The sequence below is a fragment of the Novosphingobium kaempferiae genome (assembly GCF_021227995.1).
GTDB classification, from domain to species: Bacteria; Pseudomonadota; Alphaproteobacteria; order Sphingomonadales; family Sphingomonadaceae; genus Novosphingobium; species Novosphingobium kaempferiae.
This window is the reverse complement of the sequence record NZ_CP089301.1, coordinates 1,207,967-1,225,711: the sequence shown is the minus strand read 5'-3', so window position 1 is coordinate 1,225,711 and position 17,745 is coordinate 1,207,967. Positions and strand designations below refer to the sequence as shown.

Genomic DNA, 17,745 nt, shown 5'->3' with positions numbered 1-17,745 from the left:
CATGACCTCTAGGGATGCTGATCGCCTGTATCATCGCCGGCGTCCGCACTGGCGTCGATCGAATGCAAGATGCCGCGAGCGATGGCTGCCCGTTTGATTCGTTGGCCGAGCGTCTTTTGCTTGCTGCCGCCGAACTTCTCGAAGCTGGCGAGGGCGTGCGCCGGATTGGCCGCTTTGTCGCCTTCCGCCGGTAGCGGATCTTCCTCACACGGAATATCGCAGGCGCCAAACTCCGCAACGCTGATGCCGTACACCGCGGCGGACGTGTAGCCGTTACTGGTAAAAAGATCGAACGCAGCCGCCGCCGTCGTCATCGCCCCACGATCGACGCTGAGCTTGTTTTTATCAGATTCTTTGGGCCGAAACGCGCTGCTCGCCGGCGTGCCGTCTTGAACAAGATCTGGATGAATTTGGCGAAGAAGCACCTCAGCTCCGTCCGTCAATGGCGCTCCCATCAGTGACGCACCTTTCCGTCGAAAGCAGCCAGAAGCTCGTCCCCGACACCGCTGAAGGTCTGCGACTCCATTTCATCAGCGCCATCGATCTCGATCCCGTAGATCTCGACCGATCCATTGGACGCGAACTCGAGCGACATATCCCACCCGCCGGTCTCGAGCTCGATGAGCACCCCTGCTCCCTCGTTCGGGTAGATGCGCATGGCGCCGGCAAGAATCGCGCGTTTCGCGATGAATTGTTGCGCCGACCGCAAGGCCGCCTCGTCAACCGCCGACCCTTCGCCGTCGAGCCAACCAGCCTTCATACGCGACAGTTCATTCAGACGTTCATAGGAGCGCGACACAGCGGCCTCCAAGCTCGCATCGACAACCGCAACATCAAATACGTCGACGACGTTACGGATGCGTTCATTCCGATCCATTTCGACCATGATGTCATACTGAACGGGCTGATCGAGGCTCCCATCGAAGTTCTGCTTGATCTCTTCGGGATCAATTTCGACGGAGATGTCCCCGTTTTCTGTTCGGATGATGATGTGACCATGTACCGAATTTGAAACCAGGGTTCCGACACCCGTCAGACGAACATTGTAAGTCTCGCGGACTGAAGTGATGAGCCGCTTGCGCCGCTCGAAATCGAGAAAGACGACATTGTCGCCGGTGACCGGTATCAGCTCGATCCGCTCATCCGGACGCAGGCCAGCACCGAATTTGTCGAGTGCTCGCAACTTGTCGGGGCTGAGATCAGGGGATCCATCAGCGCCCGCGGCGCCCTCGAACAGCTGGGCGATGTCAGCATAGGACGCTTCCACAATCTCGGCGAGTTCGTCTTCGATACCCGGCAACATCTCTTGCGCTAGGTCTCGGCTCCACACCAGATTGGGTTGGGCGCTGCCGTCCTCGATCTGCGTCAGGTCCAACGTGAGGCTTGCGTCGAAGCCCTTGGGGACGCGCTTCCGGTCCGTGTGGCGTTCCAAATACTCGTCTCGTGCGAACGAAACGAGTAGGTCGCGGAACGCCGGCAGATCGGACAGGACGTTCACCGGCATACGAGCGCCGTTGAAGCGGGTGCCGACGTATCGGAGCTTGAAGGTTTTATCGTCGGCCATGTCCGTTGAGAGGTGTATAGACCCGCACTGGCAGCGCCAACTAATTTCGAAGTTGGGCAATTGGTAGGCACTCGGCGTGCCCTGAAGCTCTGCCCTGGGATTAAAGAGCGCCTCTCAAGCTGGCGCCCGTCCCGAAAACTAACGTGATGGGGCAGCCGGTGACTGCAAGTGCAGGCACCCGGGTGGCAGGCTTGGCTTTCTCGAAACCTGTTCCCGATTGTGTTTTCCCGAGATGGCGCATCGGAGATGGAGAAGCGGGACGGTTGCGCTACCCCAAAGAGCAGGTCTGGGGAAGCAAGGGTGATCGATCGAACGGCGATGCCTGCGGCGTTTACTGTCCGGCAGTTTAGTGTCGCTGGATCGGCGGCTTCCATCAAATCCGGACGTTCGGATCAGCACAGGTGAATGGCGACAGGAGGTCAGCAACCGTCGGAAGTTAGTGGGGCATGTGTCCCATTTCTGCTGGGTCAACTCGAATGACGGTCCAGGCAGGGTCGGAACGTCGTTCACAGTTTTGAGCGACACAGCTTGCTCAGTTCGGTAGGATATGCCCCGACTAGATCGAGCCCTAAGCGATTACGGTAACGTTTGGCGAAACCGACAGAGCACCGACCTCAACCGCTTCGTGTCGCGCACTACTCCATATGCTGAGTGGCTTGTCCGCCCAACGGAATGGCGGGTACTTCCGCTAGGGAAACTGCCGGGGCCAGGAAGGGTTATCCTCCCATGGCCGGCAAACGATCCTCTCTATCGACCGATCAGACCGACGCTCCAATCGCGCCGATGGAGGCGCTGCTGGTCGAAACGCTGCCGGAGCCACCGGGATGGCAATATGAGCCGAAGTGGGATGGCTTTCGCGCCCTCGTCGATCGCAAGGGCGACGACATCGCGATCTGGTCGAAGTCGGGTAAATCGCTGGGTCGCTATTTTCCGGAAGTGATCGAGCATATTCGCACGCTGGACCAAAAGATCCTGCTGCTGGACGGGGAACTTGTCATTCCGATCGGCGATCGTCTTTCGTTCGATGCGTTGCAGGCTCGGCTTCACCCGGCCGCCTCGCGTGTCGCCAAACTGTCCCGCGACACGCCCGCGCAATTGATCCTGTTCGACGCTCTCAGGATCGGCCGGATCGATCTCAGCGTCAAGCCGCTCGCGGAACGGCGCACCGCGCTCGAGGCGCTGCACAAGACAATCGCGAACCCCGCCCTGATCCTGTCTCCCGCATCGCAATCTCTGGAGCAGGCAAGGACCTGGCTGACCGCGACCGGCGGGGCGCTCGACGGGGTGATCGCCAAGCCGCTCGATCAACCCTATCAGCAGGGTGAGCGGGCCATGCGAAAGGTCAAGCAGCTGCGCACTGCGGACTGCGTGGTTGGTGGCTATCGGACCAATGCCAAGGGCGAGGTCGCCTCGTTATTGCTCGGGCTCTTCAATGAAGCCGGAAAGCTGGACCTTGTCGGGTTCAGCTCGGCATTCCCGGCAGCAGAGCGAAAGGCGCTTGGCGCGATCCTCGAGCCGCATGAAGGCGGCCCGGGCTTTACCGGCAAGTCGCCGGGAGGCCCAAGTCGCTGGAACCCGGACAAGAGCGGCGACTATATCTCACTTGATCATGATCTGGTCGTTGAGGTGATCTACGACCAGATAACAGCCGGCCGCTTCCGCCACGGCACGCGCTTCCATCGCTGGCGCCCGGACAAAGCGGGCCGGCAATGCCGCTATGATCAGCTCATCCGTGAGCTGAAGCCCGCCGAACTGATGGAGCTGATCGCACCGAATTGAAGTGCTGGGGAACTGTAAAGCCGGGCTCCCGTTTGTATAGAACAAACAGGAAACGAGAGAGCGATCATGACCGATCAATTGCACAACCCCAAGCTCGAAGACCGCCCCGGCTCCAACACCGAAAAGAATCCCAACGACTGGGTTTCCGGCGATGAACCCATGACCGGAGCGCAGGCAAGCTATCTGACGACCTTGAGCGAGGAAGCCGGCGAGGAACTGCCACCTGAAAATCTGACCAAGGCCGATGCCTCTCAGCGGATTGACGCGCTCAAATCGAAGCTTGGTCGAGCCTAGTCACGGGTAATGTCGCCGGGCTCGGCGCGGCCTGCAGTCAGTCCTACGGTATTAGGTCTGAACCGAGCATGGCGTGGTTGCTTGTCGGCAATCTCGAACCATCCGATGCTGCTTGCGCACCAGATATGAAATCGCGGAACGACCCTTTCCGGCGCGTCGAGCGTCGCGATCGTGAAATCTATCGTGTCTGGCTGGTGCTTCACATGCATGGTGAGCGGGGTGCCGCACGCGCCGCAAAATCCCCGCTCGCCAAAATCTGATGATCGACGCAGCGCCAGATGTCCCTCGATGATGTGAAACTCGTCAATGAGCACCGTCGCAAACGCCATGACGGGTGCACCACTAGTCCGCTGACACATCCGGCAGTGGCAGTAACCCGCGTCGAAAGGCTGCGAGCCAAGCGCATAGCGGACCGCACCGCACGCGCAGCCGCCCGTCCACTCGTTCATGGCTCGCCGCCGGTTCGTGCCCCCGCCGCGCCGGTCACTGGGTCGCGCTTGGGATCAGGAAGCGCCCCCATCCGCGCGCGGCCTGCGTCATCGGGTGCGTCACGGCAAATGTCCCACGTCTGTCCCTGCGGATAGGCGCCCACGACCCGGAAATCCTCGCTTGCAGAAACTGCGCGATGGCCGGTGCCTGTCGGTAGCATGACCGCATCGCCAGCTGTAACGGACACCTTCCGCCCGCCTGGCCCGCCAAGCTCCAGGGTCGCCTCGCCTGCAAACACGCCCAACGCCTCATGCGCGGTCGAATGATAGTGATGATAGTCGAACACCCCGTCGCGCCAGTCCGGGGTCCAGCCATGCTCGTCGAACAATGCCTCGAACCGGTCAGCCAAGTCGTTCCCTTCGCCCCCCAGCGCCCCGCGATAGACGACCACGGGCAACCGAGCATTGTTAGGTACCCAGCCATTCTCGCTGATGAAGAAGCTCTCGATCTCCATCACATCTTCGCCTTCGGGGCTCGCTTGCGCTTGGGCTTGTCGGCCAGTTCGATCCAGACCGGCGCGTGATCGCTGGTCTTTTCCCAACCACGCACATGGCTGTCGACCTGCGCATCGAGCAGTCGATCAGCAAGAGCGGGGCTGAGCAGCAGGTGATCGATGCGCAGGCCGGCATTGCGGCCGTAGGCGTTCCGGAAATAGTCCCAGAAGGTGTAGATGACCTCGCCTGGGTGCAGCGTGCGCAGCGCGTCGGTCCAGCCTTGGTCCAGCAGCCTGAAATAGGCCGCCCTGACTTCGGGCGCGAACAAGGCATCATCAAGCCATCGCTCTGGCTTGTAGACGTCAAGATCTGTCGGCATGACATTGAAGTCGCCCGCCAGCATCACCGGCAGCCCGCTCTCCAGCAGCCCGGCGGCATGCTCGATCAGCCGGTCGAACCAGCGCAGCTTGTAATCGAATTTGGGACCGGGACGCGGATTGCCATTAGGCAGATAAAGCCCGCCGATCAGGATGCCGTTGACGGCAGCCTCGATATAGCGGCTCTGGCTTGGGTCGGGATCGTCGGGCAGGCCCCGACGCGTCTCGTGGATTTCCCCGACGCGGCTGAGCAGCGCGACGCCGTTCCAAGACTTCTGGCCGTGCCAGATGACATCGTAGCCAAGGTCACGGATGGCGCTTTCCGGAAACTTCTCCTGCGGCGCCTTCAATTCCTGGAGCACGACCACATCGGGCTCCCCTTCCTCGAGCCAGCGCAGCAGCACCGGCAGTCGGCCGTTTACGCCATTCACATTGTAGGTGGCGATCTTCATAGGTCAGGCAATGTCTGATCGGCGCGGCCCCAGCCGCTTAGCGCCTTCGAGCCGGCCCGCTTCACCAGCTCAGCGCCGTCGCGGATGCTCCAGTGCGAAGGCTTGTCGATCGTCTCCATTTCCTTCCAAGTGATCGGCACGGCGACTGGCGCGCCTTCGCGCGCGCGGACGCCGTAGGGCATGACTGCCGTGGCGCCGCGCTGGTTACGAAGGTAATCTACGAAGATGCGGCCCTTGCGCTGCACTTTGGGCAAGGCGGCGGTGAAATGCTCCGGGTCGCTCTGGGCGACAGCCTGGGCCAGCCGATGCGCGAAGTCCTTCACATCCGGCCATTCCGCCTGCGGAACCAGCGGCGCGATCACATGGACGCCCTTGCCGCCGGTCAACATCGGGAAGGTCTCGAGCCCGATCGATTTGAGGATTTCGCGAAACTGGAAGGCGGCGCTGCGCACATTCTCAAAGTCGAGGCCCACGTCGGGATCGAGATCGAACACCAGCCGGTCGGCTTTCTCGACATCCTCGATCCTGGAGCCCCAGCCGTGAAACTCGATGGTGCCCATCTGCACGCAGGTAAGCAGCCCTTCTGCCGTATCGATGTAGAGATAGGGCTCGTCATGCCCGTCTTTCTCGCGAATCGCGACATGCCGGACAGCGTGGCCGAAGCTGCCCGCGTCATGCTTCTGGAAGAAGCATTTCTTCGCGCGACCCTGGGGGCAGCGCACGAGGCTGATGGGCCGTGAGCCAACCCAGGGCAGCATGATTGGAGCGACTTGCGCATAATAATCCGCCAATTGGCCCTTGGTGAACTTGCCCTCGGGAAAGATGACGCGGTCGCGGTTGCTGATGGTGATCGACGAGGCTGGAGCGATCGCCGCCGCGACCGGTGCCTCCTTCTCCACCACGACCGCTTCAGGCTTCTTATCTGCGCGCAGGCCGAGGTATGACGGATGCCGGAGCGTTCCCTCGTTGGTCATCTCGGTAAAGGCGATCTCCGCGACCAGCTTGGGGCGCAGCCAGTGCGCTCCGCGCACTTCCGCACGCGGTGCCTCGACGGGCGGCGCCTCCTGTTCGAGCGGCGCCATGATTGCCATCAGGTCGACAATCTCCTGGTTGTCGAAACCGGTGCCGACCTTGCCCGCGTAGCGCAGGACGCCATCCTCATGCACGCCGAGGATCAGCGAGCGGAACAATCGCGATGTGGTAGAGGGTGTCCAGCCAACTACGACAAACTCCTGCCGCTTGATGCATTTGGTCTTGAGCCAGCCGCCCGATCTTGAGCCAACATAGCGGCCGTCGGCCTGCTTGGAGATGACCCCCTCCAGGCCCGCAGCGCAGAACTGGTGGAGCAGCTTTTCGCCGTTGCCCGCAATGTGATCGGAATAGCGCAACCGCGACTTGCCCTTGGGCAGGATTTTCGCGAGCTTCGCCTTACGCTCGGTCAGCGGCAGCTGGGTCAGGTCCTCACCGTCAAGTTCCAGCAGATCGAACGCGAAATAGTCGATCGATCCAGGGGCGCCCTTGAGCGCATTTTGCAATGCCTGGAAGCTTGAGCGACCATCGCCATCGAGCACCACGGCCTCGCCATCGATGAGCGCGGAGGAGACCTTGAGCTTTGCCGCATCTGCGACCAGGCCGGCGAACTTCTCCGACCAGTCGAGCCCCGAACGCGTATAGGCTACGGCTTCGCCGCCGCCCACGCTCAGCAGCACGCGGTAGCCGTCATACTTCATCTCATGCAGCCAGCGATTGCCGGTGGGAACGGTGTCGACAAGCGTGGCAAGCTGCACCGCTCGAAACGGCGGAGCGCTCCTCGTCGAAGCTGCTTTTCGGCGCGCCGGGGTCACGCGCGCCATGGTGGATGGCCGCTGTTTGTCATAATAGCCAAAGTGCGCGAGCAATGGACTCGTTCCACCGCGCGACGGACTCCGCTCGCCGGCCGGCGCACCGCTTCTCGCGGATTAAGGAAACTGCATCATCACCGCGGCGTTGGAAATCAGGTCACCTATGAAGGAGATGAGCCATGGCAGACGACAAGACGAATCGCGGCCCGCAGGATCGCTCGCGCATCGCGCTTGGGGAGGATTATGAGGTCGAGTATTGGACCGGCAAGTTCGGTGTCAGCAAGGAACGGCTGGAAGCCGCTGTGCAAGCCGTCGGAAGCAACGCCGATGCTGTCGAGCAGCATCTGAAAGGCTAAGGTCAGTCTGCTGGTCAACGGACCAAATCTCTGGGTCGCGATTGCCGGCAATTCCGTTTGCGTAGACGCACTCTCGACTGCGAATGCTTTGCGAGGTGAAAAATCGCGGAAATGCGCCTCGTAGACGCCGTCCCGCTGACCGCAAATATCAATGCGGCCGCGATCGAACGGAGCTTTGGTTCGGCTGGTCGCTGCCGAAAGCCGATGAGAGGGGACTGTCGTTTCCGTCCGTCTTGGCACCTTGCCGCTCAGCGGGGGAACGGCAACGAAGCGGCGATGGATCAACCTCGAGTCAGGCTCTTGAGGCTTTCATACCGTATCAGCGTTGCGTGACCGACCTTCACCGTCTCGAGATGGCCTGCAAGGATCAGTTCGTAGATCCGCGACCGGCTGAGGCCGGTGATGCGTACAGCCGTCGGGATGCGGACCGTCAGTGGTTCAAGATCTTCGTCGCCGCGACCAGCGTTCATCCGATCCTCCCGCCACGCGCCCGCGAGAAGTTGCGGTCGCTTTCGAGAAAAGCGGCGAGCATAGCGGGGATGAGTTCGGTCAACGGTTCTTCAATCCCGTATTCCGCGGTGTAGAGCGCCGCATAGGCTTGCAGCGCATTCTGAAGGTCTGGAGTAATGGTGATCGCCAGCTTTACCGGCGTGCGATCGGGTAGCTTGCCCAATTTCAGCTGGACCATTGCTTGCCTCTCCTGTCGCCACTTTCGATGAGAAGGTCGCGTGTGACGAGCACGCGCACCGGCGCGCCCGGGCGAACGGTAATGGTGGGCTGCACGTCGAGATTGCGCTGCGTGATCTGGTCGCCTGCTCGTGACGTGCTGGACTGTGCCGATTGCCGGATCGCCTCGACTATGTCGCTTTCGCCATCGATGCTGAGCTCCGATCCAACCCCGAGCAGGGTTGCGATCGCAACTCCCTTGAGGAGCGACCAGGTATGGAAATCGACCTTGTCCGAAAGGCCTGCGTATCCGGAAGGATCTGTCGCCGGCATGTTATCCAGTCGCACCGAATTGCCGTCGGGCAGGATAAGACGCTGCCAGACCACCAGCGCCCGCTTCTGCCCGAAAGCCACGACGCTGTCGTACTTGCCGACCAGACGTGATCCCTGGGGGATAAGCAGGATGCGGCCTGTCACCGTATCATAGGCATTCTGGGTAACCTGCGCGGTCACCATGCCCGGCAGGTCCGAGTTCAGCCCGGTGATGAGGCTGGCGGCAATGACACTGCCTGCGAGCAGCATGTTGGGCGAAGCGGGGCGGACGAGCCCATGTGGGTTGAGGTCGGGCCCATCGTCGCGCGCCTTGGCAAAGCGCTCCTTTCTGGTTGCCGACGTTTCTGCCGGGGTTGCCGGGTTTTCAGACGAGCCCGGGGTCGAGGTTCGTGGAGTGCTGCTGAGGCTGCTGGGGCCCGCGGCGACCTGCACCAGCAATCCCGACTCGCGCGCCGCCTGGCTTTGCGCGAGCCGCTGCTGGCGCCGCGCCTCGGCATCGTCTGCTGGTGCGGGCGTGCCGGCATCCTGCACGCGCTGCTGCGCACGCAGGATGGGCCGGCCGAGGTCGCCTGGCAGCGGTGGCCCCAGCTTCGGCGCGTCGCCATAGCTGGAAGGAAGCCCGGCGAGCGCGTCCGAGGCAGAGCCGGCTACGGGCTGCGACAGCTCGCTGTCCGGTGCCTGCCGGTGCAACACCTGCGGCTTGAGAGCCAGCCACGCGATGGCCATGAGGCTCGCCGGTCCCGCCGCTGCAATCCCGATTATGGCACCCCGCCGAAACCGTATCGCACGCGTCGGCCGCGACCGCAGCGCAAGTGTTTCAGGATCTACCTTTTCCGGCGCAGGAGCCTCCGGTGCCTCGGTCATCGGTCGCTCCCGTTGACTGGAGGTGACACGCGGGTGATGCGCACGACCTGCTGCTTCCTGAGGCCGAGCCGCAACTCGGCGGCGGCAAAGATGCGGTCGACCACATAGTAGCGGTCGCGAAGGCGATAGTTCACCAGCTCTGCCTTGCCGTCAGAACCCACAAGGAACAGCGGGGGCGCCTCTCCCTGAGCGAGCGACGCGGGAAACTCGATATAAGTCCGGCTTCCGTCGTCGAAGGCGCGCAGCGGTCTCCAGGCCGGCCGATCCCCGGCGATATGGTAGTTGAAATGCAGCTGCTCGATCGAGAGCCCGGCGGCGACCGGCGCAGCCGCTTGCGCCGCATCGGCCTTTCGCTTCAGCGCCAGGAGTTCATCTTGGGGATACGTCCAGCGCACGGCGGAAATCGCCGTCCCAGGCGTACTGACCAGCTTGATGTGGTAGGTCCTGCGATCGGTGGTGATGACGAGGTTGGTGACGAGCCCCGGTGCAAAGGGCTTGACCAGGACATGCGTTTGGCGCGCGTCGCCCGCGCCGCTTATGGTGTCGCCGATCACCCAGCGCGCCGTGTCGCCACTGGCTATGGCCACCAGTCCCTCTCCCGGTTGGAGCGCAAGATCCGTGACCAGGCCGGGCGAGACGTAACTCTCGAAAATGGCGTTTTCCCGATAGGAATAGACCTGGGCGCCCGCTACGAAGCCACCGGCCGTCGGTTGCACGATCGCGGCCCGGTTAGCCGCCGCGACCTGCTGGATGTTTGACTGGGCATGGGCGGAACCCGCGCATGCGAGGCCGGCCAGCGCTGGCAGGATTGCCTGCTTCATTCCTCGATCTCCTGCGTGTTGGAAGTCTGCCCGCCGCGCGTCGGTTCAAGCGGCGATCCAATCGGGAGCCTCGCCTTCGTGGGCGGAGGCTGCGGCGCAGCTGCCGGCGGCTGGGAAGTTGGCGCTTCGAGCTCGCGGCTCCAGTCGATCGCGTCGACATAGATCCCCAGCGGATTCCTGCGCAGAATATCGGCGGATGCCGGGGGCCTCGTTACGACCGTGAGGATCGCCGTCCAACGGGCAATGCCGGCCTGCGAACCACGCTCGTAGGCGGTTTCCGTCCACTTCACCTGGAACGACGTGTCGGATGCGCGAATCACGCTCGTTACCTGGACCGAGACGGTGCGTTCCCCAGCGTTCGCGAACGGCGATGCGCCGCGCGCATATTCTCCCAGGAACTGGGCGCCCCGCTTCGTCGTGAAATCATACGCCTCGAGCCAGTCGCGCCGCATGAGCACCGGATCGAGCGAAACCGAGCGCACCGAGCGCACGAAGCGCGCGAGATGCCACGCCACCTGCGGGTCCGTCGGACGATAGGCGATCTCGGCCGGTTGCACAGTGCGAGCCTCGCCCAGCCGGTCTACTTCCACCACATAGGGGATGACCCTGCTTTGGACCGACTGCCAAGCGAGCGCAGCGGAGGTGCCGCCGGTCAGCGCCAGGCTGCCGAAGGCCATGAGGCGCCAGTTGCGGGCCTGGACGCGCGCGGAGCCGATCCGCTCGTCCCAAAGCTGGCCCGCACGCTGGAAGGGCGTCTCGGGTTGTGGCGTGCGCCCGTAGCGCTGGACGCTGCGCTTGAAGAACATGGCTCAATCATTCCTTTCCTTGATGTCCGGAGTGGCCGAGCCGCCGCCGCGGTCGCCCTGCTGGAGTGCATGGATCGCAAGTTGGCGGCGATGACGGCTCGCCTGTTCGTTGCGAAGCGAACGCGCCCACGCCGGAGCGCCGGTCTCGCCGCGCCCGACATTGCCGCCGCCAGCGTCAGCGGACGCTGATGAGGCAGTGGTGTTCTGGTTGAGTGCGCTCCAGACGGCCTGCCGGCCACTCGACGCAGCCTCGCCAAGACCAAGAGCCGCGCTTACCCGTCCTTTGGCCGCGTTGCCTGCCGCTTGCGCCACTCCCGCAAGGCCAGCGCCGATCGTCGGCTTGCCGGCGGTCTCCCGTCCCATCTTGAATGCGGCGGACGCTCCCGAGCCCATGGCCGTGCCCGACCGGACCGCTCCCAACGCCGCGCCGCCGGCGAGGCGAGCACCGCCCACCGCCGCTCCGCCCGCGAGCATGGCGATGCCGCCCGCGCCGGCAGCCGTTCCGATGGCTGCGCCGGCGCCGAGCTGCGGGGCACCCGAGACAAGGCCGGAGGCGATAGTCGGTCCAAAGATGCCCAGCCCGAACAGCGACAGGCTGGCGAGGACCAGGCTCATGGCCTGGGCGATATCGGGCTCCTGCCCATTCAGCGCATCGGTGAACTCGGTGAAGAAGTTGGAGCCGATACCGACGATGACAGCGAGCACCATCACCTTGATGCCCGAGCTTACCACATTGCCCAGCACGCGCTCGGCGAGGAAGCTGGTCCGGTTCCACAGCGCGAACGGCACGAGGATGAAGCCGGCCAGGCTCGTCAGCTTGAACTCGAGGATGCAGACGAACATCTGCACGGCCAGGATGAAGAAAGCGATGATGACGATTGCCCAGGCAAGGAGCAGCACCATGATCGTCAGGAAGTTGTCGAAGAAGGTCGTGAAGCCGACCATCTCACTGGCCTGGTTTAGAAGCGGCCATGCGGCCTCAAAGCCGATGCCGGCGAGTCGCCCGGGCTTGAGCAGGTCGCCCGCGGTCAAGCTGCCGCCACCCGCCGTCAAGCCGGCCTGGGCGAAGGACCTGAAGACGATGTCGGCCAGGGTCGAAAAGCTGTTCAGGATGAACGCGAACGCGCCGATGTAGAGGATCTTGCGCAGGAAGCGGCCGACGACATTGTCTTCGCCGCCTATTGCCCAGAACAGGCCGGCAAGCGTGATATCGATGCCGATCAGGGTGCTTGTCAGGAAGCCGACATCAGGTCCGAGCAGGCCGAACCCACTGTCGATATAGGTGATGAACGCCTGCAGGAAGCGGTCGATGACATTGAGGTCGTTCACGGGTTGCGCTTCCTCATTGAGATGCAAGGGTGTCGCGGGACGCGGCAGGGAGGGGACCGCGCCCCGCGACGGCAACGGCGGGAGAGGGAGCTGCCGTTGCCTGTCCGGATCGGGCGCACGCGCCCGAGGGGACTAGTCGGGCGTGTAGGCCGATCCGGAACCGAGGAACTTCTTGGTTGCAGTCCGCGCTTCTGAAGCCTGCGTCGCCTGGCGCGCCTGTTCGGTCGCCTCGCTGCGGAACTGCGCCGCCATCATCTGCTGCAACTGGAACTGCTGCTTGGCGGTCAATGCCAGGAGCTGGTTGGTGGCCTGCTGGGCCTGCAGCGATCCTTCGGCGCCTTGGCTGCGCGCGATGATCTGGCCCAGCACCTCGGCATCGTCATGGATGTTCTCGACGACGCCGGACTGGATCGTCATCGTCTGGCGATAGGCGGCCAGGCTGGCGTCGAGCCGGCTGCGCGCATCGCGCACGCGGGCGTCGGTAGTCAGTGCCGCGCTGAAGTCCTGCGGGTAGAGCTTGGCGAATTTCGCGTCGAGCTCGTCGACCTTGAAGTCGATGTTGGTGGCCCGGCCCATCAGCCTGTCGATCTCGCTAAGCTTCGACTTGATGGCATCGAGCTGGGGAAAGTCGATGCGCGACAGGTTCTTCCCCTGGTTCACCAGCATCCGTGCCTCATTCTGCAGTTGCTGGATCTGCTGGTTGACCTGTTGCAGCGTGCGGGCGGCGGTCAGGATGTTCTGCGCATAGTTGCTCGGGTCAAAGACAATGCTCCTCAGCTGGGCATTCGCCGGAGTGTTCGGCATGATCAGGCCGAGGGTCAGCGAGCCGCAGGCTCCAAGGCCAATCACGGCGGCGGCCATCGGCCTTGCATTCAGTCGACGCATCACTCTTCTCCTTCTCTGGGGGGCTGGAAATGGGGGAAGCCGGCGACGAGGTCGGCGGCCCATTCGAGTTCGCAGGCCCGCAGGAAGGCTTGCGCGAACGGGCCATGGCCATGCTCGGCAAGCACGGCATCGATCCTGGTCTGGGCCATGGGATCGGAGGCCCCGCACAGCGCCAATGCCACAGGCCCCAAGCCAAGCTCGAACAGTCGATTTCCTCGCGCCGACTGAAGATAGTAGTGGCGCTTGGGCGTGGCGCGCGCGATCAGTTCGACCTGGCGGTCGTTGAGGCCGAAGCGGGCGTAGATCTCGCGACCCTGTGGTTCGATGGCGCGGTCGTTCGGGAGCAGGATGCGCTGCGGGCAGCTTTCGATGATGGCGGGCGCGATGGCCGACCCTGCAATGTCCGCCAGGCTTTGCGTTGCGAACAGGACGGCGACATTCTTCTTGCGCAGCACCTTCAGCCACTCGCGAATGCGCGCGGCGAACAGGGGATGGTCGAGGAAAATCCAAGCTTCGTCGAGGATCAGCAGCGTCGGGCACCCGTCGAAGCGCTCCTCGAGCCGATGGAAGAGATAGGTGAGCACGGGCGCCACTGCCGCACCCATTCCCATCAGCGCCTCCGTCTCGAAGCACTGCACGTCGGCGAACGCCAGGTGCTGCTCGGCGGCATCGAGCAGCGGACCGTGTGGCCCCTCCAGCGTGTAGGGCTGCAGAGCGATGCGCAGCGCGTTCGACTGGAGCAGGAGCGCAAGCCCGGTCATGGTTCGCTCCTCGCGCGGGGCCGAGGCAAGGCTCCCGAGCGCCGTCCATACGGCGTCCTTCACGGCAGGATCGACGAGGACCCGCTCATGCTCGAGCAGGGCGGCGATCCATTCGGCCGCCCAGCCGCGCTCGGCCATGTCATCGATACCGGCGAGCGGCTGGAAGGCGAGCGCCCCGCCGTCGGCCTCCATGCTGCCCAGGGCATGATGCGCGCCGCCCATCGCCAGCACGGCGGCCCGAGCCGAATTGCCCTTGTCAAAGATGTAGACCTGCGCACCCGGATAGCGCCGGAACTGGAGCGCGATCAGGCTGAGGAGGACTGACTTGCCCGCGCCGGTCGGTCCCACGACCATCATATGGCCGACATCGCCGACGTGGGTCGAGAGGCGAAAAGGCGTCGAGCCGGCGGTCTTGGCGATCAAGAGCGGTGGCCCGGCCAGGTGCCTGTTCTCTTCCGGTCCCGCCCAGACCGCTGACAGGGGCATGAGGTGAGCAAGGTTCAAGGTATGGACGAGCGGCTGGCGCACGTTCGCGTAGACCTGGCCCGGCAGCGACGAGAGCCAGGCCTCAACAGCGTTCGCGCCCTCCCGAACGCAGGTGAAGCCCAGGCCATTGACGATGCGCTCGACCCTGCGGACCTTTTCCTCGACTGCCCCGCGCTGCGTGTCCGTGACGGTGATCGTGGCGGTGAGATATCCGAAGGCGACATGGTCTCCGCCCAGCGCTTGGAGCGCTTCGTCGGCATCGACCACCTTGTTGTCCGCGTCGCTGTCGAGAAGCTGCGCCGGGCTGTTGTAGAGCACCTCGCGCAGCAATGCGGTGATGGACTTGCGCTTGTTGAACCACTGCCGGCGCAGGCTGGTAAGGGTCTTCGTCGCGAGCGTCTTGTCGAGGGCAATGAAGCGCGTGACCCAGCGATAGCCGAAGTCCTGATGATTGAGCGCGTCGAGGATGCCCGGGCGGCTGAGGCTGGGAAAGCCGAGGATCGTGAGTGTCCGGACGTGCAGGTCGCCAAGCCGGGGCTCGAGGCCGCCCACGAGCGGCGTGTCCGCGAGGACGCCATCCAGGTACATCGGCGTGGCCGGCGTGCTCACCGGGTGGCGTCGATCCGAGACGGTGCCGTGCAGGAAGGTGAGCGTTGCGTCGTCGTCCAGCGGGCGGACATCGGCCATGAACCCCGAGAGCAGGTCGAGCACGCGGTCGGTCTCGGCGATGAATTGCACAAGAGCCCCGCGCCAATCTCGCCCACTGTCCGCATCGGGACGCTCGACCAGCGAGCGGCCGGCACTGTCCTGCGCATCGCCGGGCGGAAGCCAGGTCAGGCCGAGATGGTATCGGCTCTCGAAATGCGTGCCCTCGGCCTGGAAGGCCGCGCGGCGCTCCGCCTCCACCAGCCAGCTTGCGGCATCGGGAAACGCGCACTGTGGGTAGGCATGGCTCTCGCGGCGCTCGGCATCGAAGAACAGCGCCCAGCCGCTGCCTAGCCGTTTCAGCGTATTGTTGGCCCTCGCGCAGGCCGAGACCAGCTCAGCCTCCGTCGCCGATTCCAGATCGGGCCCGCGGAAGGCGAGGATGCGCAGGAAGCTGCCATCCTTGTTGAGGACGATGCCAGGCGCGACGAGCGCCGCCCATGGCAGGTGGTCGGCGAGACGCTCCGAACGGTTGCGATATTCCCGCAGGCTCAGCATGCAAGATATCCCTTCTGGGCGAGATGACGGACTAGGACGGGAGCGAAGCTCGGGTCACGCCGCGCGGCCATGACCGCGATGCTGTGCCCGGCCGCCCATAGGACAAGGCCGGCGAGCCATTGCTGGAGACCAAGGCCCACCGCAGCCGCGAGCGTGCCGTTGATGATCGCGATGCCGCGCGGCGCACCGCCGAGCAGCAGCGGGCTGCCCAGCGCGCCATGGATCGGGACTTCGAAGCCCTCGATATGCTGGGCACTGTAGGCATGCGCGGCGATCACGAGATCAGCGCCCCGCCGCCGAAGCTGAAGAAGGAGAGGAAGAAACTGGACGCAGCGAAGGCGATCGACAGCCCGAACACGATCTGGATCAGTCGCCGGAACCCGCCCGCTGTCTCGCCGAAGGCGAGGGTAAGGCCGGTGACGATGATGATGATGACCGCCACGATCTTGGCCACTGGCCCCTGGACGGACTCGAGCACCTGTTGAAGCGGCTCTTCCCATGGCATGCCCGATCCGGCGGCGTGGACTTGGGTGGCGAGCGTCAGCGCGACGGCGGCGAACGAGGCACGCAGGCATCGGGCGCGCGTTTGGAAACGGGTCATCGGCATTTCTCCTTGGCAGCAGGCGGGATGAGGTCGGCGAGGACGTAGAGGCCGGTTTCCGGCGCGAGGCCGATGACCCTGGCGACGGTCGCGACACGACGATCGACGCCGCGGCCCGCGATGAACACGACGACGTCGATCGCCTCGGCAATGAGCGGGCGCGGAACGGTGATCACCGCCTCCTGGCAAAGCTGCTCAAGGCGTGTGAGTGCGGCCGCCGCGCTGTTGGCATGGATCGTGGCGACCCCGCCGGGATGGCCGGTATTCCAGGCCTTGAGCATGTCGAGTGCCTCGGGGCCGCGGACCTCGCCCACGATGATCCGGTCAGGGCGCAGGCGCATCGTCGATCGCACCAGATCGGTCATCGCGACATGCGGCGGGCGCGTGCGCAGTGCGACCGTGTCGGGCAGTGGGCATTGCAGTTCCCGCGTGTCCTCAATCAGGATGACGCGGGAATCGACGGCGGAATTCTCAGGCGCCATCTCGGCGAGAAGCGCATTGGCAAGCGTGGTCTTGCCCGAACTGGTGCCGCCAGCCACGAGGATATTGAGGCGCTCGGTCACCGCCGCGCGAAGCGCACAGGCGACTGTCTCGCTCATCAACCCGTCGGCGACATAGTCCGCGAGCGTGTGAAGACGCTGTGCTGGCTTGCGGATCGAGAAGCAGGGCGCGCTCGACACGGGCGGCAGCACGCCTTCGAACCGCTCGCCGGCGCGACCGTCGGCATGCGGGGGAAGCTCGGCCGAGATGATCGGCCGGCCGGCGTGAACTTCGGCACGGACATGGCTGGCGACCAGGCGAATGATGCGCTCGACCTGATCGGGTGCCAGCTTCACCTTGGTGTCGATGCGCCCGCTGCCAAGACGGTCGAGGCGCAGGGCGCCATCGGGATTGACCATGATCTCGACGACCGTGGGTTCCTTCATGGCAGCCGCGATGTCAGCCCCGAGCGCGGTGATGAGCATGCGTCGACGCCGCTCGGCGGACAGGCTTTCGCTCATGGCTGCTGCTCGGAGCTCGGCTGCAGCGTCCGGCGCCCGGCAGCGACTTGACGGCCGACCTGCTGCACGAAGGCTTCGAACCGCTTGGCGGCGACGGCCCGGCCCGCCTGGTCGTTGTCCGCGAGCGGCACCTGGATGGAAAGCTCGAAGCGAATGAACAGGGCGAGCGTTTCCAGGATCACATGGGTATCGCGGTCGACTCGCCCGACGGCCTGGGTCATGCGGTCGAGCCGGATCGAGAAGCGATCCTCCAGTTCGGACGCGCCCCGGCGGTTGAGCCACGCGGCGACGGCGTCCGTGAGGATGGCGGACTTGGAGGCTCCGGGCTTGGCGGCAAGCGCCTCGAGCCGTTCGCTGAGCGGCTTGGGCAGGAAAAGTTGGTGGCGCACTTTCTCGGCCATGG

General features: G+C 64.2%; 21 protein-coding genes. 3 read left to right on the top strand and 18 right to left on the bottom strand.

Features of this window, described 5'->3' with window-relative positions; translation table 11 throughout:
* Positions 1 to 8: 8 nt before the first annotated feature.
* Together LO787_RS05645 and LO787_RS05640 are read right to left on the bottom strand one after the other, a co-directional pair.
* Complete coding sequence (locus LO787_RS05645; protein ID WP_232494872.1) at positions 9 to 455, bottom strand: hypothetical protein; 447 nt, start codon at positions 453 to 455, stop codon at positions 9 to 11.
* Positions 455 to 1,564 (bottom strand): hypothetical protein, encoded by a 1,110-nt coding sequence (locus LO787_RS05640; protein ID WP_232494871.1) that lies wholly within the window; start codon positions 1,562 to 1,564, stop codon positions 455 to 457. The genes LO787_RS05645 and LO787_RS05640 overlap by 1 nt, the downstream gene beginning before the upstream one ends.
* Positions 1,565 to 2,290: 726 nt before the next feature.
* On the opposite strand from LO787_RS05640, the gene LO787_RS05635 reads away from it, so the two are divergent.
* Together LO787_RS05635 and LO787_RS05630 are read left to right on the top strand one after the other, a co-directional pair.
* On the top strand, positions 2,291 to 3,343 hold the full coding sequence (locus tag LO787_RS05635; RefSeq protein WP_232494870.1) for an ATP-dependent DNA ligase: 1,053 nt from the start codon (positions 2,291 to 2,293) through the stop codon (positions 3,341 to 3,343).
* 66 nt (positions 3,344 to 3,409) lie between these two features.
* Positions 3,410 to 3,637, top strand: a complete 228-nt coding sequence (locus tag LO787_RS05630) for a DUF3072 domain-containing protein (protein ID WP_214866361.1) — start codon at positions 3,410 to 3,412, stop codon at positions 3,635 to 3,637.
* Here the strand turns inward: LO787_RS05630 and LO787_RS05625 are convergent.
* From LO787_RS05625 to ligD, 4 genes are read right to left on the bottom strand one after another with little or no spacing between them, the layout of a single operon-like run.
* Positions 3,634 to 4,086, bottom strand: coding sequence for a GFA family protein (locus tag LO787_RS05625; protein ID WP_214866360.1), 453 nt, complete (start codon positions 4,084 to 4,086; stop codon positions 3,634 to 3,636). The genes LO787_RS05630 and LO787_RS05625 overlap by 4 nt on opposite strands.
* Entirely contained in the window at positions 4,083 to 4,580 is a 498-nt protein-coding gene (locus tag LO787_RS05620; RefSeq protein ID WP_232494868.1) for a cupin domain-containing protein, read from the bottom strand. The genes LO787_RS05625 and LO787_RS05620 overlap by 4 nt, the downstream gene beginning before the upstream one ends.
* Positions 4,580 to 5,389: an exodeoxyribonuclease III gene (gene xth, locus LO787_RS05615; protein ID WP_214866358.1), complete on the bottom strand. Its 810-nt coding sequence runs from the start codon at positions 5,387 to 5,389 to the stop codon at positions 4,580 to 4,582. The genes LO787_RS05620 and xth overlap by 1 nt, the downstream gene beginning before the upstream one ends.
* On the bottom strand, positions 5,386 to 7,242 hold the full coding sequence (gene ligD / locus LO787_RS05610) for a DNA ligase D (RefSeq protein WP_232494867.1): 1,857 nt from the start codon (positions 7,240 to 7,242) through the stop codon (positions 5,386 to 5,388). Before ligD ends, xth begins: the two co-directional genes overlap by 4 nt.
* A 167-nt stretch (positions 7,243 to 7,409) precedes the next feature.
* On the opposite strand from ligD, the gene LO787_RS05605 reads away from it, so the two are divergent.
* Entirely contained in the window at positions 7,410 to 7,586 is a 177-nt protein-coding gene (locus tag LO787_RS05605) for a DUF3606 domain-containing protein (protein ID WP_232494866.1), read from the top strand.
* Between the two features lie 281 nt (positions 7,587 to 7,867).
* On the opposite strand, the gene LO787_RS05600 is transcribed toward LO787_RS05605, so the two are convergent.
* The 12 genes from LO787_RS05600 to LO787_RS05545 all read right to left on the bottom strand — a co-directional run bounded on the left by LO787_RS05600 (position 7,868) and on the right by LO787_RS05545 (position 17,743).
* Positions 7,868 to 8,056 carry a helix-turn-helix domain-containing protein gene (locus tag LO787_RS05600; RefSeq protein WP_232494865.1) on the bottom strand — a complete coding sequence of 63 codons (189 nt, stop codon included), beginning with the start codon at positions 8,054 to 8,056 and terminating at the stop codon, positions 7,868 to 7,870.
* Positions 8,053 to 8,274: a DUF2274 domain-containing protein gene (locus LO787_RS05595; protein WP_232494864.1), complete on the bottom strand. Its 222-nt coding sequence runs from the start codon at positions 8,272 to 8,274 to the stop codon at positions 8,053 to 8,055. Before LO787_RS05595 ends, LO787_RS05600 begins: the two co-directional genes overlap by 4 nt.
* Positions 8,262 to 9,449, bottom strand: a complete 1,188-nt coding sequence (locus tag LO787_RS05590; RefSeq protein WP_232494863.1) for a TraB/TrbI/VirB10 family type IV secretion system protein — start codon at positions 9,447 to 9,449, stop codon at positions 8,262 to 8,264. The genes LO787_RS05595 and LO787_RS05590 overlap by 13 nt, the downstream gene beginning before the upstream one ends.
* Positions 9,446 to 10,270, bottom strand: coding sequence for a P-type conjugative transfer protein TrbG (gene trbG / locus LO787_RS05585; protein ID WP_232494862.1), 825 nt, complete (start codon positions 10,268 to 10,270; stop codon positions 9,446 to 9,448). The genes LO787_RS05590 and trbG overlap by 4 nt, the downstream gene beginning before the upstream one ends.
* The gene (gene trbF / locus LO787_RS05580) at positions 10,267 to 11,076 is read right to left on the bottom strand and encodes a conjugal transfer protein TrbF (RefSeq protein WP_232494861.1); all 810 of its coding nucleotides are present in this window, start codon (positions 11,074 to 11,076) and stop codon (positions 10,267 to 10,269) included. The genes trbG and trbF overlap by 4 nt, the downstream gene beginning before the upstream one ends.
* Positions 11,077 to 11,079: 3 nt before the next feature.
* On the bottom strand, positions 11,080 to 12,405 hold the full coding sequence (trbL, locus tag LO787_RS05575) for a P-type conjugative transfer protein TrbL (RefSeq protein ID WP_232494860.1): 1,326 nt from the start codon (positions 12,403 to 12,405) through the stop codon (positions 11,080 to 11,082).
* Between the two features lie 132 nt (positions 12,406 to 12,537).
* A complete protein-coding gene (gene trbJ / locus LO787_RS05570) occupies positions 12,538 to 13,266 on the bottom strand; it encodes a P-type conjugative transfer protein TrbJ (protein ID WP_232494859.1) in 729 nt (242 codons plus the stop codon).
* A gap of 23 nt (positions 13,267 to 13,289) precedes the next feature.
* Positions 13,290 to 15,740: a conjugal transfer protein TrbE gene (gene trbE, locus LO787_RS05565; RefSeq protein WP_232494858.1), complete on the bottom strand. Its 2,451-nt coding sequence runs from the start codon at positions 15,738 to 15,740 to the stop codon at positions 13,290 to 13,292.
* Positions 15,734 to 16,018: a VirB3 family type IV secretion system protein gene (locus LO787_RS05560; RefSeq protein WP_232494857.1), complete on the bottom strand. Its 285-nt coding sequence runs from the start codon at positions 16,016 to 16,018 to the stop codon at positions 15,734 to 15,736. The genes trbE and LO787_RS05560 overlap by 7 nt, the downstream gene beginning before the upstream one ends.
* Positions 16,015 to 16,341 (bottom strand): TrbC/VirB2 family type IV secretion system protein, encoded by a 327-nt coding sequence (locus tag LO787_RS05555; protein WP_232494856.1) that lies wholly within the window; start codon positions 16,339 to 16,341, stop codon positions 16,015 to 16,017. Before LO787_RS05555 ends, LO787_RS05560 begins: the two co-directional genes overlap by 4 nt.
* Positions 16,338 to 17,342: a P-type conjugative transfer ATPase TrbB gene (trbB, locus tag LO787_RS05550; RefSeq protein WP_232494855.1), complete on the bottom strand. Its 1,005-nt coding sequence runs from the start codon at positions 17,340 to 17,342 to the stop codon at positions 16,338 to 16,340. The genes LO787_RS05555 and trbB overlap by 4 nt, the downstream gene beginning before the upstream one ends.
* Complete coding sequence (locus LO787_RS05545) at positions 17,339 to 17,743, bottom strand: CopG family transcriptional regulator (protein ID WP_232494854.1); 405 nt, start codon at positions 17,741 to 17,743, stop codon at positions 17,339 to 17,341. The genes trbB and LO787_RS05545 overlap by 4 nt, the downstream gene beginning before the upstream one ends.
* Positions 17,744 to 17,745 lie beyond the last annotated feature (2 nt).